Annotated in this window: 11 protein-coding genes; 5 read left to right on the top strand and 6 right to left on the bottom strand. The window is 62.7% G+C overall.

Annotation, left to right across the window (positions count from 1 at the left end; genetic code table 11):
* Positions 1-25: 25 nt before the first annotated feature.
* Positions 26-529, bottom strand: coding sequence for a CAP domain-containing protein (locus JNB71_RS09615; RefSeq protein ID WP_220371594.1), 504 nt, complete (start codon positions 527-529; stop codon positions 26-28).
* A gap of 1 nt (position 530) precedes the next feature.
* On the bottom strand, positions 531-797 hold the full coding sequence (locus tag JNB71_RS09610) for a DUF6460 domain-containing protein (protein WP_018324060.1): 267 nt from the start codon (positions 795-797) through the stop codon (positions 531-533).
* Between the two features lie 163 nt (positions 798-960).
* On the opposite strand from JNB71_RS09610, the gene JNB71_RS09605 reads away from it, so the two are divergent.
* Together JNB71_RS09605 and JNB71_RS09600 are read left to right on the top strand one after the other, a co-directional pair.
* On the top strand, positions 961-1,905 hold the full coding sequence (locus tag JNB71_RS09605) for a class I SAM-dependent DNA methyltransferase (protein WP_220371593.1): 945 nt from the start codon (positions 961-963) through the stop codon (positions 1,903-1,905).
* 198 nt (positions 1,906-2,103) lie between these two features.
* A complete protein-coding gene (locus tag JNB71_RS09600) occupies positions 2,104-2,736 on the top strand; it encodes a YitT family protein (RefSeq protein ID WP_220371592.1) in 633 nt (210 codons plus the stop codon).
* Positions 2,737-2,807: 71 nt separating this feature from the next.
* Here the strand turns inward: JNB71_RS09600 and JNB71_RS09595 are convergent, their stop codons facing one another.
* From JNB71_RS09595 to JNB71_RS09580, 4 genes are all read right to left on the bottom strand, one after another.
* On the bottom strand, positions 2,808-5,018 hold the full coding sequence (locus JNB71_RS09595) for an FAD-dependent oxidoreductase (RefSeq protein ID WP_220371591.1): 2,211 nt from the start codon (positions 5,016-5,018) through the stop codon (positions 2,808-2,810).
* 34 nt (positions 5,019-5,052) lie between these two features.
* Positions 5,053-5,268 (bottom strand): hypothetical protein, encoded by a 216-nt coding sequence (locus JNB71_RS09590; protein WP_220371590.1) that lies wholly within the window; start codon positions 5,266-5,268, stop codon positions 5,053-5,055.
* 11 nt (positions 5,269-5,279) lie between these two features.
* On the bottom strand, positions 5,280-6,488 hold the full coding sequence (locus JNB71_RS09585) for an acetyl-CoA C-acetyltransferase (protein WP_220371589.1): 1,209 nt from the start codon (positions 6,486-6,488) through the stop codon (positions 5,280-5,282).
* A 197-nt stretch (positions 6,489-6,685) separates the two neighbouring features.
* The gene (locus JNB71_RS09580) at positions 6,686-8,482 is read right to left on the bottom strand and encodes an acyl-CoA dehydrogenase C-terminal domain-containing protein (RefSeq protein ID WP_220371588.1); all 1,797 of its coding nucleotides are present in this window, start codon (positions 8,480-8,482) and stop codon (positions 6,686-6,688) included.
* 414 nt (positions 8,483-8,896) lie between these two features.
* On the opposite strand from JNB71_RS09580, the gene JNB71_RS09575 reads away from it, so the two are divergent.
* From JNB71_RS09575 to JNB71_RS09565, 3 genes are all read left to right on the top strand, one after another.
* The gene (locus tag JNB71_RS09575; protein WP_220371587.1) at positions 8,897-12,796 is read left to right on the top strand and encodes a peptidoglycan-binding protein; all 3,900 of its coding nucleotides are present in this window, start codon (positions 8,897-8,899) and stop codon (positions 12,794-12,796) included.
* A gap of 299 nt (positions 12,797-13,095) precedes the next feature.
* Positions 13,096-14,022, top strand: a complete 927-nt coding sequence (locus tag JNB71_RS09570) for a sulfite exporter TauE/SafE family protein (protein ID WP_220371586.1) — start codon at positions 13,096-13,098, stop codon at positions 14,020-14,022.
* Positions 14,022-14,810, top strand: coding sequence for a TIGR02186 family protein (locus JNB71_RS09565; RefSeq protein WP_220371585.1), 789 nt, complete (start codon positions 14,022-14,024; stop codon positions 14,808-14,810). Before JNB71_RS09570 ends, JNB71_RS09565 begins: the two co-directional genes overlap by 1 nt.
* Positions 14,811-14,841 lie beyond the last annotated feature (31 nt).

The raw sequence follows: 14,841 nt of genomic DNA, 5'->3' as shown, positions 1-14,841 counted from the left end.
ACCAGCCGCGAAACCCAAGATCAGATCAGGCGGTCGAAAGCACCATGGCCCAATAGGGCTGGTTTCCTGAAGTGGGATTCCGCATCACCGCGACGCCCAGGCCGCTGTAGTTCGGCCCCAGCATGTTTTCCAGATGCTTGGGCGAATGGTACCAGGCGGCATAGGCCTTTTCGGCGCTGTCCTGGCCCATGGCGATGTTTTCGGCCGCCGGCAGGGCAACACCCTGTCCTTTCATGCGATCGAGGAAGCTGTCGCCCACACCGATCAGATGCGCCATCTTGCCGGCCTTGGCCATGCGGTCCGCCTGCGACAAGGCCGCCCGTGCGGCCGCCGGGTCGCGTGCGAGCGGTTTGAGGCCCTTCTGTTTTCTAAGGTCGTTGACATAACCGAGCGTCGTATCCGTCTGGTCGCTGCCATTGCCGCTTGGGGCCACCTTGGGCGTACCGCAACCGGCGAGAAAGCCGAGCGAAAGAAAAGCTCCAGATCGCAGAAGAGTGCGCCGGGAGGCGAGGAAGTTCTGATCGTGCATGTTACCGCCGGTAGTTCAAAATGCGCAGGATGATGAAGACCGGAATGACCACCGCCGCACCGAGCAGCAGGTAGTCTCCGAGGCGGCCGAGCGCCGCGAAGCCGGAATGCCAAAGGTCTAGAATGAAGTCTCGGACCGTGTAGAGTATGCCATAGGGCGTCCAGCCGAACACCGCCATGACGAAGCCGACGATGACCGACACCACCAAAAGCTTGACGATCACCCGGCCCGGCGAATCGCCCAGAAACTTGTTCACTCCATCGGCCATGGCCCATGATTCTCCTGTTTTGCCTGACATAAGCTGCCAAGGAGCCGCTCGCAAGCCGTGAAGATTGGCGATACCCCTTGCCGAGCCAATCGCCGCTTGCCATTTTTACCTGTGCACGCGACAAGCGGTCAAAGCCCAAGGGCACAATCGAGGCGCAGAAACAATGAACCTCAACCAGCTTTCCTCCGGCGACCTGATTGCCGACCGCCGCGCCGAATATGCGCATATGCTTGCCGAAAGCGACGACCACACCGGTGCCGCCGACCTGATGTCCCAGGCGCTGGAGCTTGTCCCCGATTGGGCGGCCGGCTGGTTCCGCCTCGCGGACTATCAGGAGAAATCCGGCCGCAAAGAGGCGGCGGTCGCAGCGCTGAAGAAAGTTCTCGAGCTCAACCCTGACGATATTTTCGGCGCCGGCCTGAAGCTTGCCCTCCTCGGCGGCGCTGAAACGCCGGAGCAGCCGTCCAGCCTCTATGTGGCGCAACTGTTCGACGACTATGCCGATCGCTTCGACAAGGCGCTGGTCGAGAAGCTCCATTACACCGTTCCGGAAAAGCTCGCCGCCCTGATTGCGGCCCAAGCGGGCAACCGGCGCTTCGCCCATGTCATCGATCTCGGCTGCGGCACCGGCTTGTTCGGCGAACGTATCCGCGACAAGGCGGATCACCTGGAAGGCTTCGATCTGTCGGCCAACATGCTGGCCAAGGCGGAAGACAAAGGCATCTACGACCAGCTTGCGCAGGCCGACCTTTCCCTGCCGCCGGAAAGCTGCGGCCTGTTTGCCAAGGGCAAGGCCGCCGAAAACCGTGCCAACCTCGTCAGCGCTGCCGACGTGCTGATGTATCTCGGCAATCTCGACAGCGTTTTCGTCATCGCATCAAAGCTGCTTGCCGATGACGGCCTGTTTGCCTTTTCCGTCGAGGACGGCGGCGACGAAGGCGACTTCGTCCTGCGCGAATCCCTGCGCTACGCGCATTCTGAGCGTTACATCCGGCAGCTCTGCAAGCGCTTTGGGCTCGACATACTTGACATTCACAAAACCACGATTCGCAATGATGGCGGAAAACCCGTCTCCGGCATTCTTTTCCTTGCGAGAAAATCGGCCTGAACGAACTTTTCTTGCTTAGTGTAATTAGGTCAGCATTGCTTACATATTCTGCTTGATTGAAACCGCAGGAATCGCGATAATTGCTGCATTGCACACTGGCGCTGCTGTCGAACAAACGCTGCGTGGTCATTCATTCCAATCGCCGCCCGTCCGGCTTCTGCGCGGGCACACATCCTTGCAGCGCTCGGAGATCGCGCCATGAGCCTTATCAATGCGCTTGGCTTCTGGAACACCAACGCAACACGCCACACACCGATCGAGGACGTGCAGGGCATCTTCTCCGGCAGCCTTGTGGCAGCACTTGGTCTCTATGTGCTTGCCAGCGCCGGGCTTCTGACGGGCAGCACCGCCGGGGTCGCCTTCCTCCTGCACTATGCGCTGGGCATCAATTTCGGTCTCGCCTTTTTCGTGCTCAACCTGCCGTTCTTCTATCTCTCGTGGAAGCGCCTCGGCATGGCCTTCACGCTGAAGACCTTCATCGCCATCGGCATCACCTCGCTGCTCACCAATGTCCAGAGCCAGGTGCTGCAGATCGCCAGCATCCACCCGGCCTGGGCAGCCCTTCTCGGCGGCCTGTTGCTGGGCTACGGCGTGCTGGCGCTCTACCGCCATCGCGCCAGCCTCGGCGGCGTCGGCATTCTCGGCGTCTATCTGCAGGAACGGTTCGGCATCCGCGCTGGTCTCGTCCAGCTTGCCATCGATCTTTGCGTGCTGGCCGCCGCCTTCTTCGTCACCCCGCCGCCGGTCGTCATCTATTCGGTACTCGGCGCCGTCGTGCTCAACCTGTTCCTGACCATCAACCACCGCGCCGACCGTTATATCGCGCTTTGACGACTGGCCCGTTGGGATAGGTTGGACCGGAAGCGTGCGCCTCCGGTCCGGGTGGGATAGTTCGAGCCGGTCTAAGCCGCCTCCCTCTTTCCGTACGGGTCAAACCGCCCGTAGAACGTCTCGCCCTTGGCCGCCATGTCCTTGAGCAGCGGCGTCGGTTGGAAATGCTCGCCGTAGCTTTCCGCCAGCTTTTCGCACAGCGCCACAAAGGCCTTCACGCCCATGCCGTCGATATAGCTCAGCGTGCCGCCGGTATAGGGGGCGAAGCCGAAGCCGAGGATTGAGCCGACATCGGCTTCGCGGGGGTCGGTAACGATGCCTTCCTCCATGGTGCGGGCGGCTTCGAGCGCGATGGTCACGAGGAAACGCTGCTTGATGGTCAAGACGTCGAAGTCTTCGGCGGGCTTCGAGGGGTAGAGATCCTTCAGGCCCGGCCACAGGAATTTTTTCGCGGGCTTGGCGGGATATTCGTAGAAGCCCTTGCCGTTCTTGCGGCCACGACGGTCGAGATCGTCGACCAGCTTGTTGATCAGTGCCATGTGGCGGGGATCGACGGCCTCTTCGCCGAGGTCGGCGACGGTGGCCTTGAGGATCTTCTGGGAAAGGTCGATCGCCACCTCGTCGTTGAGCGACAACGGGCCGACCGGCATTCCGGCCATCTTGGCGGCGTTCTCGATCATTGCCGCCGGCACGCCTTCGATCAGCATGTCATAGGCTTCGTGGATGTAGCGGAAGACGCAGCGGTTGACGTAGAAGCCGCGCGTGTCGTTGACGACGATCGGCGTCTTCTTGATCGCGGCGACGAAATCAAGCGCTGTGGCAAGCGCCTTGTCGCCGGTTTCCTTGCCGAGGATGACTTCCGTCAACATCATCTTCTCGACCGGCGAGAAGAAGTGGATGCCAATGAACTGGGCCGGGCGCTTCGAATTCTTCGCAAGGCCGGTGATCGGCAGGGTCGAGGTGTTGGAGGCGAAGATGGCATCCTCGGCAAGCACCGCCTCGACCTTCTCGATGACGTCCTTCTTCACCTGGCGGTCCTCGAAAACAGCCTCGACGACGAGCTTGACGTCCTTCAGGTCGTTATAGTCGGCAGACGGAGTGATGCGGGCAAGAAGGGCGGTTGCCTCGTCCTGCGTCAGCCGTCCCTTACCGATCGAATCCTTCACCAGGCCTTCCGAATGGGCCTTGCCCTTCTCTGCGGCCTCCATGTCGCGGTCGATCAGAGTGACTTCGATGCCGGCGGCGGCAGCGACATAGGCGATGGAGGCGCCCATAAAGCCGGCGCCAACGACGCCGATCTGCTTCAGCTCGGATTTAGGGATGCCGGCCGGACGGCGGGCTCCCTTGCCGAGCTCCTGCATCGAGATGAACAGCGAACGGATCATCGAGAAGGCTTCGGTGGTCTGCAGGATCTCGGTGAAATAGCGCTGCTCGATCTTCAGGCCGGTATCGAAGGGAACCTGCAAGCCCTCATAGACGCATTTGAGGATCGCAAGGCCGCCCGGATAGTTGCCGGCGGTCTCGCGGCGCAGAATGGCGGAGGCAGCCGGCCAGAGCTGGGCTGCGGCCGGCGTCCATATGCCGCCGCCGGGAACCTTGTAGCCCTTCTCGTCCCAGGGCTGGACGGGCTTCAGGCCGTTCTTGATCATCGCCTTTGCCGCATTGATCAGCTCGGCCGGCTCGGCGATCTCGTGGATCAGGCCCATGGCCTTGGCACGCTGCGGCGTGAGCGAGGAGCCGGTGGTCATCATCTGCAGGGCGTCCTGGGCGTTGGTCAGGCGGGGAACGCGCTGCGTGCCGCCGGCGCCGGGGAAGATGCCGACCTTGACCTCAGGCAGGGCGATCTTGACGGATTTCGAATTGGCGGCGACGCGGCCGTGGCAAGACAATGACAATTCAAATGCGCCGCCCATGCAGGTGCCGTTGATGGCCGAGACCCAGGGCTTGCCGGAGGTTTCAAGCTTGCGGAACAGGCCCGTCATCTGGCCGGTCAGGTGGAACAGTTTTTGCGCCGCGTTTTCCGGATCGAGCTTTTTCTGTTCCTGCTGGAAGGTGAACATGCCCTTGATCATCGACAGGTCGGCACCGCCGGAGAAGGTGGACTTTCCGGAGGTGAAGACGACGCCCTTGACGGCTTCGTCGGCGACGGTCTGGTCGACGATGGCGTCGAGTTCCTTCATGACCTCGGCCGTGAAGACGTTCATCGACTTGTCGGGCATGTTCCAGGTGACGAGCGCGATGCCGTCGGCGTCGGTTTCAATGGTGAAATTGGTGTAGCTCATGATGGGATTCCTCTTCCCTGAAATTCGTTCATAGTCAAAAGATGCCAAGCGCCAAGCAAAACCCGCCAACAACGAGAATGAGGACCACCCACAGAACGCGGTTTTGCGCGCGCAAGCGGCGGACATGTTCGTCCGTCCCGATCCGGGTGGAAGCCTCGTAGTCCGCCTTCATGTCCCTCTCCAGGTGGTGATGGGCGAACTCCTCCTCGATTTCGTGGTTCAGATCCTCGTAGACCTCGCGCCTCGGCATGTCTTTTGTTCCTAGACCCGCTCGATGATCGTCGCGGTGCCCATGCCGGCGCCGATGCAAAGCGTGACAAGCGCGGTCTCGAGGCCGCGGCGCTCCAGTTCGTCGAGCACGGTGCCGAGGATCATCGCGCCGGTGGCGCCGAGTGGATGGCCCATGGCGATGGCGCCGCCATTGACGTTGATCTTGTCATGCGGGATGTCGAAAGCCTGCATGTAGCGCAGCACGACGGCGGCGAAGGCCTCGTTGAGCTCGAACAGGTCGATATCGGCGATGGTCATGCCGGCGCGCTTCAGCAGTTTCTCGGTGACATCGACCGGGCCGGTCAGCATCAGCGCCGGATCGGAGCCGATATTGGCAAAGGCCTTGATGCGGGCGCGGGGCTTGAGGCCCATGGATTCGCCACCGGCCTTCGAGCCGAGCAGCACGGCGGCTGAACCGTCGACGATGCCGGACGAATTGCCAGCGTGGTGCACGTAATTGATCTTCTCGATTTCCGGATGCGCCTGGATGGCAACGGCCTCGAAGCCGCCCATCTCGCCGGGCATCTGGAAGGAGGGGTTAAGCTGGGCGAGGTTCTGCATCGTCGTCGTCGGACGCATGTGCTCGTCCTTGGCGAGGATGGTGATGCCGTTCTGGTCGTTCACGGGGATGACCGACTTGTCGAAATAGCCGTTGTCCCAGGAATGGCCTGCGCGCTTCTGGCTCTCGACCGCATAGGCGTCGACGTCATCGCGGGAGAAGCCGTATTTGGTGGCGATCAGGTCGGCCGAGACGCCCTGCGGCATGAAATAGCCTGGGAAATTGACGGACGGGTCCATGTACCAGGCGCCGCCGGACATTCCCATGCCGACGCGCGACATGCTTTCCACGCCACCGGCGATGACGATGTCATCGGCGCCGTAGGCGATCTTGCCGGCTGCGAAATTGATGGCGTCGAGACCGGACGCGCAGAAGCGCGAAATCTGCATGCCCGGGGCCTTGTTGGAATAGCCGGCCTCGAAGGCGGCGGCCTTGGGGATCACGGCGCCGGCTTCGAACACCGGATCGACGCAGCCCATGATAATGTCATCGACGGTGGAGGTGTCCAGCCCGTTGCGATCGCGGATAGCCTGCAGCACTCGTGCCGCCAGACGCGGCGTCGGCACTTCGTGCAGTGCCCCATCCTTCTTGCCCCGTCCGCGCGGCGTGCGCACGTGGTCGTAAACGAAGACTTCGCTCATTGTATCATCTCCCTATGCGGCGATCATCAGACCGCGCGTCGTCTGTGTCAAATCGGTCGGGTTCCTCTTCTCCCCAGCGGGGAGAAGGTGGCCCGCAGGGCCGGCTGAGGGAGGCCAAGAACTCAGCATGCGCTGCAAGCCCCCCCTCATCGCCTCGTTATGCTCGGCACTTCTCCCTGGGGAAAAGAAGGTTTTTCTCAGAACGCGTCCGCGTCGAGCGCCATCAGCGTATCGGCGCCGGTTTCGATGCGGGCCTTGCGCAGTGCGGTTTCCGGCATGATGCGCTCCATGAAGAATTTGGCGGTGACGAGCTTGTTCTTCAGATAGGCTTCGCGGCCCGTGTCGCCGGCGGCGAGTTTTTCTTCCGCCGTCTTGGCGATCTTCGCCCACATGTAGCCGAGAACGACGAGGCCGAAGAGGTGCATGTAGTCGGTCGAGCCGGCGCCGGCATTGTCGGGCTTGGCCATGGCATTGCCCATGAACCACATGGTCGCCGCCTGCAGGTCGTTCAAGCCCTTCTTCAGGCCCTTGGTGTAGGTTACGAGCCTTTCGTCGGAGCGGTTTTCCTCACAGAAATCGCCAATTTCCTTGAACAGCGCGGAGATCGCCCGGCCGCCGTTCAGCGCCAGCTTGCGGCCGACGAGGTCGAGCGCCTGGATGCCGTTTGCGCCTTCGTAGATCATGGCGATGCGGGCATCGCGAACGTACTGGCTCATGCCGTGTTCTTCGATATAGCCGTGGCCGCCGAAGACCTGCTGGGCCATGACGGCGTGCTCGAAGCCCTTGTCGGTCAAGACGCCCTTGAGGATCGGCGTCATCAGGCCGAGGATGTCGTCGGAGGTCTGGCGATCCTTTTCGTTGTCGCTGCGATGGGCGATGTCGGATTGGAGCGCCGTCCAGAGCGTGAAGGCGCGGCCGGCCTCGTTGAAGGCCTTGATGGTCATCAGCACGCGGCGGATGTCGGGGTGGACGATGATCGGGTCGGCCTTCTTCTCCGGGGCCTTGGCGCCCGACAGCGCGCGGCCCTGGAGGCGGTCGCGGGCATAGCCGGCGGCATTCTGGTAGGCGACTTCGGCGATCGACAGGCCCTGCATGCCCACACCAAGGCGGGCCTCGTTCATCATAACGAACATGGCGTTCAGGCCCTTGTTCTCCGCGCCGATGAGATAGCCGGTCGCCTCGTCATAGTTCATGACGCAGGTCGAATTGCCGTGAATGCCCATCTTGTGCTCGATCGCACCGCAGGAGACGCTGTTGCGACCACCAATGGAGCCGTCGGCTTCGACATGGAATTTCGGCACGATGAACAGAGAGATGCCCTTCACCCCCTCCGGCGCGCCCTCGATGCGGGCAAGCACGAGGTGGACGATGTTGTCGGCCATGTCATGTTCGCCGGCGGAGATGAAGATCTTCTGGCCGGAAATCTTGTAGGATCCATCACCCTGCGGCACAGCCTTGGTGCGCAGCATCCCGAGGTCGGTGCCGCAATGGGGCTCGGTGAGGTTCATCGTGCCGGTCCACTCGCCCGTCACCATCTTTGGCAGATAGGTCTGTTTCTGGTCTTCGGTGCCATGCACGAGGATCGCGGCGATCGCTCCCTGGGTCAGACCGGGATACATGGTGAGCGCCATGTTGGCCGAGGACATATATTCGCCGACTGCGGTGTGCAGCGTGTAGGGCAGGCCCTGGCCGCCGAATTCCTCCGGTACCGCAAGGCCAAGCCAGCCGCCCTCCCGGTAGTGGTCGAAAGCCTGCTTGAAGCCCTTGGGCGTCGTCACCGTCGCGTCGTCGTTGCGCTTGCAGCCTTCCTGGTCGCCGGAAAGGTTGACGGGAAACAGCACTTCCTCGGCGAGTTTTGCGGCTTCGCCGACGATCGCCTCGATCATGTCCGGCGTCGCGTCGGCAAAACCGGGAAGGTTGTTGTAGCGCTCGATGCCAAGGACGTCGTTTAGAATGAAAAGCGTGTCTTCTACCGGGGCCTTATAGCTGGGCATGTCTCGTGTTCCTCACCTGTAACCGTGTCGCGGGGCAAGCCTCTCCGGGGCGCGCGCACCATGTCATTTTCAGCATGCTACAAAACTTTGACGTTTGCGTAAACGTCAAAATTGATGAATGCGACAACTTTGCCACTCGAACCTGCCGGTGGCCGGAATCGGCATGTGTCGAAATCGCCCGTGCGGAAGCCTCCAGGGTCAGCATGCGCCGAAATCGTTAAAAAAATCCCAGCCCAGTTAACGGCTTATTTACTACGTTTGCCGAAAGTGGTGCTGAGGTGGTCAAAGCTGTAACAGTCGTGTCTTCGCGTCATTGCAGCCTTGTCCGAGTTCGGTGCCGGAGTATCCGAAGGCGGGGAAATGCCCTGCTAAGCCCCGGATTCCGATCAAGGCCGGTGAAAGAGGCGAAGAACGATGAACGGATCGCGATCAAATTTCCCACGTCCTGGCGCCCAGGCCCATGGCGACAGGTCATCCCTTGACGCGCTGAACCGCACGATCGAGGGGCTGGAAGCGCGAATCGAAGGCTTGATGGGAACCGCCGCGCGTGATCCGCGCAGCCGAGCTGATACTGCGCCGGCCCGTCACGACCCGATCGCGGAGATCATGCAACGCCAGCGCGCGCTGTCGGCAACCCGCGAGCGCGACATTCTCCGCGACCGCGGACCCCAAACGCGTGGTTATGACGACCGCCGTGAAGCCCAATCCCCGATCTCATCGGAACGCGACGTGCCGGTTTCGCCGCAATTCAGCGAAGGACTGCGCAGCGAGGAGTTTCGCCGCGAGCCATTGCGGAGCGAACCAAGGCGTTCGGAGCGCCAGGACACGCCGCGCCAGGAATTCCCCCGCCGGGAGCCGACGCGCAGCGAGCCACAGCGCCCGGATCCGGCCACCGCGGAGATTGCGCAGGCGCTGGTCGGCCTGCGCCAGGAATTGAAAAAGGACATCGCCGATGGGCTTTCGCGCGAAATGAATGCGCTGCGCGCCGAGATCCGTGGCATCGCCACCGATGTGGCGCAGGACCAGTCGATGGCGGGGGATATCCGCAGCGACCTGCAGAAGCTTTCCGACAGCATCAACCAGCTCGGCCGGCAGGCCTCCCCCTCGCAGGCCGACGCCCTCAAGGTCGAGTTCGACGAACTGCGCGCCATGATCGACGGCCTTGCCCGCGAAGACAGTGTGCGCCGCATGGAAAGCCGCTGGACCGGCGTCGAAGACCGGATGATTGCTTTCGATTCGAACCGCGACGATGAACTTGTGGCGCTCGCCTACCGGCTCGACGACATCAAGTCGCAGATCGGCGCGATGAACAGTGGTCCGGCGCTGCATGCGCTGGAGGACAAGCTGGTATCCGTGGCTCAGGCGATCGAGATGATCGGCCGTCATATGCAGCCGGACGACCGTCGCCTCGCCTCGCAGTTTGCCGATCTCGATGCGCGTCTCGATGAAATCAGCCGTGCCATCGTTGCAAGTGGCCGCACCGTCTCAGACAGTGCCGGCGTCAACCGCGTGGAAGGTCGTCTTGCCGACCTTTCTCGGCAGATCGACAGCCTGCAGCACCCATCCGACAACGGCATCGGGATCCGCATCGAGGCGCTGGCCGCACGCGTCGAGGAACTGGCGAACGAGGAAGCCGCAGTGCGCCTCGAAGAACGGCTCGATCAGCTGTCGCTGATGCTGGAGCGCTCGCAGAAGGTTTCGGCCCAGCCGGACCTGACGGGCTATCTCGCCGATATTTCCCGCAAGATCGACGCGCTCGACCAGGGTACCGTCAACGAAGCGCTCGCAGAGCGTCTCGACGATCTCGCCCGCCGCATCGACCAGTTGGACGCGTCCTCCGCGGGCTATGGCGGCGAAGACCGTTTCGCCCGGCTTGAAGGCCAGCTTTCGGATATCGCCATCCGCCTCGAGGAAACCCATGCGGCTCCCTACGACGACAGCGAGATCCTGCGCAGCCTGCAGGACCAGATCGCCAATCTGTCGAGCCTCGTCAGCCAGCCGCGGGACGTGTCCCCAGGGATCGCCCCTGCCGACTTCGAAGGCCGGATGAGTGCGCTCGAGGACTATCTGGCGACCAGCGACGAATACATCATCGAGGCCGCCCGCCAGGCGGCCGAGGCCGTCATGGAGGCCTATGCCAGGAACGGCGCCGCACACACGGCGTCGGGCGGAATGGACATGGCGGCAATCTCGGCGCTCGCCGACGATCTCAAGGTTCTCGAAGACATGAGCCGCTCGAGCGAGGAGCGCACCGCACGCACCTTCGACGCGCTGCACGAGACGCTTGTCCATATCGCCGAGAAGCTCGAACGGCTGGAAGAACGCGGGTTTGAACAACAAGACCCCCCTCGCGCCTTCGGGACGCGCGGGCAGGACAGCCAGCCGCACATGCCGAAGGCGGCGCAGCCGGTTTTCGCGACGGAGGACGAGCCTTTCACCGAGGCGGACTTTGGCCACCGGTACGAGGAGCTGAAGCGCGACATGCACGGGCTCGCCGCGGAAGCCGAGCCGGCGACCCTCTCGCGTGAGGAGGTCGAGGAAGCCGTTCAGATCGTTGCGGAACAGGCAAGCGTACACCAGGATGACGTGAAGGCGGCGGCACCGGCGGCAAAGACCGGCCTTCTCGCCGGGCTGACCAGGCGGTTTGCCGGCAAGCGCAGAGAACCGGCGCGCCCGGCGGAACGCCAGATGGTCGACCCGACGCCGTCGATCGACGCCGCAGAGGTGATCGAGCCGGACGTGGCCAATCAATTGCTGGAGCCCGGTTCCGGCGTGCCGGATGTCCGGAAGATCCTTGAGCGCGTGCGGGCCGGGCAGGCCGGCCGCAATGAGCAGACGGGCGAAGTGGACAAGTCGGATTTCATCGCCGCCGCGCGCCGCGCAGCCCAGCTCGCCGCCGAAGAGGCCGAGACCCTGAACCGCGGCAAGAGCGGGGCTGCCGCCTCGCCCATCGGCGGCACCCTTTCCCGTCATCGCCGCCCCATCCTGATGGCTGTCGGCGCCGTGCTCCTGGCGATCATGTCCTATCCGCTGGTCAACACGTTGATCAGCGGCGACGGGGCACCGGTCGAGACACCGGTTGCCACCATCGAGCAGCCGGCAACGAGCGAGCAGACAGACACCGCCAGTCTGGCGACGGTACCCCACGTGAGCGAGACCGGCATGTCCAGCGCCGACGGCGATGCCCTGCCGTTGGACACGCTGCAGCCGCAGACCGGCAAGAACACGACCGCACAACCGACGGTAACCGAGCCGCAGATGGCGGAGCCGGATACCGCCACACCGCAGACCACCCTGCCGGAGACGAAGCTGCCAGACGCCATGCAGGCAAAGCCGGAGGCTGCCCTGGCTTCGCAGATGCCTACTATTTCCGCAGATACGGCGACGTCCGCGGGGGCGACCACCGCAAAGGTCGAGGCTGCCAAGGCTGAAACGTCGACGCCACCAGCCGGCACGGCGATCGTCGTTCCCGTCGAGGTCAAGCCGGAGGCGCTCGCCGAAGCCGCCAGCAAGGGCGATCCGCTGGCGCTCTTCGAGGTTGGCGCTGTCTATACCGAGGGGCGCGGCGTCAAGATCGACCTGGCCGAGGCTGCGAAGTGGTACCAGCGCGCCGCCGACGCTGGTGTGGTTCCGGCCGAATACCGGCTGGCAAGCCTCTACGAAAAGGGCACCGGCGTTGCCCGGGACCTGACAAAGGCACGCACGCTCTACCAGCGGGCCGCCGAAAAAGGCAATGCCAGCGCCATGCACAATCTGGCGGTCATGCTGGCGAGCAGCGGCGATGCGGCTCCGGATTTTGCAGGCGCCGGAAAATGGTTCGCCATGGCGGCCGATCGGGGCATCCGCGACAGCCAGTTCAACCTGGCCATCCTCTATGCACGCGGCAACGGCGTGAAGCAGGATCTGGAAGAGTCCTACAAGTGGTTCGCCATCGCTGCCCGTGACGGCGACAGCGATGCCGGCCAGAAGCGTGACGAGGTGGCCAAGGCCCTGAGCGCGGACCAGCTGAAGAGCGCCAAGGCGAAATTCGAGGCCTGGAAGCAGACGCCGCTCGATGCCGGGGCCAATTCGGTCGATGTGCCTGATGCCTGGGTGGGCAAGGGCGTGAAGACCGCCTCAATCGACATGAAGAAGGCGCTGCGCAACATCCAGGCCATCCTCAACAACAATGGGTTCGATGCCGGCGAGCCGGACGGCGAGATGGGCAAGAAGACCATCGCCGCCATCAAGGCCTTCCAGAAATCGCTCGGCCAGGAACCGACCGGCGAGATCACCGATGCGCTGGTCAAGGAACTGCTGAAGCGAAACGGCTGACGTTGCCTGGCGATGCGGACACAGCGGCGCCGCTTTGACTGGCAGAGTTTTCAAAAGGCGTCTGCGGCCGCAATAATGCCGCAGACCAACCGGACAAGGAGGCCTGCAACGGGTTAGGTCTAAAACTTGCAAAAGGTTGACAGGTCCAGGCCCGGGGCGCATGACGGAACGACGTTGAATTCGCAATTTCGAATTGGTTTTCAGGCCCGTTCCATTCCAAATCTCCCGTGGTGAATCACTTGCCACTCTGACGTTTTCGCCCGCCATGCGGGCTATTGGCATATTTAGAGGTCCTGGCCGTGACGGTGTATCTGCCCATCGCAGAGTTGTCGGTGAACATTCTGATCATCCTCGGCATGGGCGCAGCCGTCGGCTTCCTGTCCGGCATGTTCGGCGTCGGCGGTGGCTTCCTGATCACGCCGCTCTTGATCTTCTACAATATCCCGCCCGTCGTCGCGGTCGCCACCGGTGCAAACCAGGTCGTCGCCTCCTCGATTTCCGGCGCCATCACCCATTTTCGGCGCGGCACCATCGACATCAAGCTCGGGACGGTACTGCTCTGCGGCGGTCTGGCCGGCGCCACCCTCGGCGTCTGGCTTTTCTCGCTTCTGAGGCGCATAGGCCAGCTCGATCTGGTCATTTCGCTCGCCTATGTGATCTTGCTGGGCACCGTCGGCACACTGATGCTCTGGGAAAGCATCAACGCCCTGCGCCGTGCTTCGAAAAACGAGACGGTGACGCTGCGCAAGCCGGGCCAGCACAACTGGATCCACGGGCTGCCGCTGAAGATGCGGTTCAAGAAATCGAAGATCTATCTCAGTGTCATCCCGGTCGCCACGCTCGGCTTCTGCATCGGCATCCTGACCTCGGTGATGGGGGTCGGCGGCGGGTTCATCATGGTACCGGCGATGATCTATCTGCTGCGCATTCCCACCAATGTCGTCGTCGGCACTTCGCTGTTCCAGATCATTTTCGTTTCCGCCTATACGGTGATCGTCCAGGCAACCGCCAACTACACGGTCGATATCGTGCTCGCCTTCGTGCTGATGATCGCCGGCGTGATCGGTGCGCAATACGGCGTGCGCGTCGGCCAGAAGCTGCGCGGCGAGCAGTTGCGGGCCCTGCTCGCGCTCCTGGTTCTGGCGGTCGGCATTCGCCTTGCCATCGAACTGGTCATCCCGCCGAAGGAAATTTATTCGATCGTTTCAGCGGGGCGCGGCTTCTGATGCGGATCCTCGGTCTAATTTTCCTCCTGGGACTGTTTTTTGCCGCGCCGCTTGCGACGTACGCGGAGCCGATGGATTTCACCGAGAAGCTCGACATCGGCATTTCGACCGACGAGATTTCGATCACCTCCGATTTTCGCGGCGCGGATCTGACGATCTTCGGCGCCATCGACGGCTTCAATGCCGATCTCCTTGCGCAGGGAAAATACAATATCGTCGTGGCCCTCGAGGGTCCGAAGGAAAACACCACGGTGCGCAAGAAGCAGCGCGTCTTCGGCATCTGGATCAACACCAATTCGATGACCTTCGAACTGGTGCCGGAATCCTATTCGCTGTCGAGCACGCGCGACATTGACACGATCGCGCCACCCGGCGGCATGAACAACATGGGTATCGGCGTCAATCACATCCCGCTGACTCCGATCGGCTATATCGGCGACGGCAGCAATCTCACCGAGTTCCGCGACGCCTTCCGGCGCCTGAGGGAAACGACGGGTGTCTACCAGCGCGATCCGGGCGGCGTGCAGTTCATCAGCTCCAGCCTTTTCAAGGCCTCGGTGCGGCTGCCGGCCGACGTGCCGAACGGCGTGCACATCGTGCGCGCCTATCTCTTCCGCGACGGCGTTTTCGTTGCCGCCAAAGCCTTGCCGTTGCGCGTCGTCAAGACGGGCCTCGAGCAGGCGATTACCCGCGCCGCGCATGAATCGCCGCTTTTCTACGGCATTACCGCCGTGCTTCTCGCCGTCGTCACCGGCTGGCTGGCAAGCATCGTCTTCCGCCGCGATTGACACGGGTTTGCCGCAGCCGAAAAACAGGCTA

The sequence above is a fragment of the Rhizobium herbae genome (assembly GCF_019511375.1).
GTDB classification, from domain to species: domain Bacteria; phylum Pseudomonadota; class Alphaproteobacteria; order Rhizobiales; family Rhizobiaceae; genus Pararhizobium; species Pararhizobium herbae_A.
The sequence above is the reverse complement of the archived record's forward strand: the minus strand, read 5'-3'. Positions and strand labels throughout refer to the sequence as shown.

What these genes read in the sequence shown, in the direction of transcription:
- JNB71_RS09605 (WP_220371593.1), top strand. Translation starts at nt 961, where the DNA reads ATGAACCTCAACCAGCTTTCCTCCGGCGACCTGATTGCCGACCGCCGC.
- JNB71_RS09585 (WP_220371589.1), bottom strand. Translation starts at nt 6,488, where the DNA reads ATGAGCGAAGTCTTCGTTTACGACCACGTGCGCACGCCGCGCGGACGG.
- JNB71_RS09610 (WP_018324060.1), bottom strand. Translation starts at nt 797, where the DNA reads ATGGCCGATGGAGTGAACAAGTTTCTGGGCGATTCGCCGGGCCGGGTG.
- JNB71_RS09580 (WP_220371588.1), bottom strand. Translation starts at nt 8,482, where the DNA reads ATGCCCAGCTATAAGGCCCCGGTAGAAGACACGCTTTTCATTCTAAAC.
- JNB71_RS09595 (WP_220371591.1), bottom strand. Translation starts at nt 5,018, where the DNA reads ATGAGCTACACCAATTTCACCATTGAAACCGACGCCGACGGCATCGCG.
- JNB71_RS09565 (WP_220371585.1), top strand. Translation starts at nt 14,022, where the DNA reads ATGCGGATCCTCGGTCTAATTTTCCTCCTGGGACTGTTTTTTGCCGCG.
- JNB71_RS09590 (WP_220371590.1), bottom strand. Translation starts at nt 5,268, where the DNA reads ATGCCGAGGCGCGAGGTCTACGAGGATCTGAACCACGAAATCGAGGAG.
- JNB71_RS09600 (WP_220371592.1), top strand. Translation starts at nt 2,104, where the DNA reads ATGAGCCTTATCAATGCGCTTGGCTTCTGGAACACCAACGCAACACGC.
- JNB71_RS09615 (WP_220371594.1), bottom strand. Translation starts at nt 529, where the DNA reads ATGCACGATCAGAACTTCCTCGCCTCCCGGCGCACTCTTCTGCGATCT.
- JNB71_RS09575 (WP_220371587.1), top strand. Translation starts at nt 8,897, where the DNA reads ATGAACGGATCGCGATCAAATTTCCCACGTCCTGGCGCCCAGGCCCAT.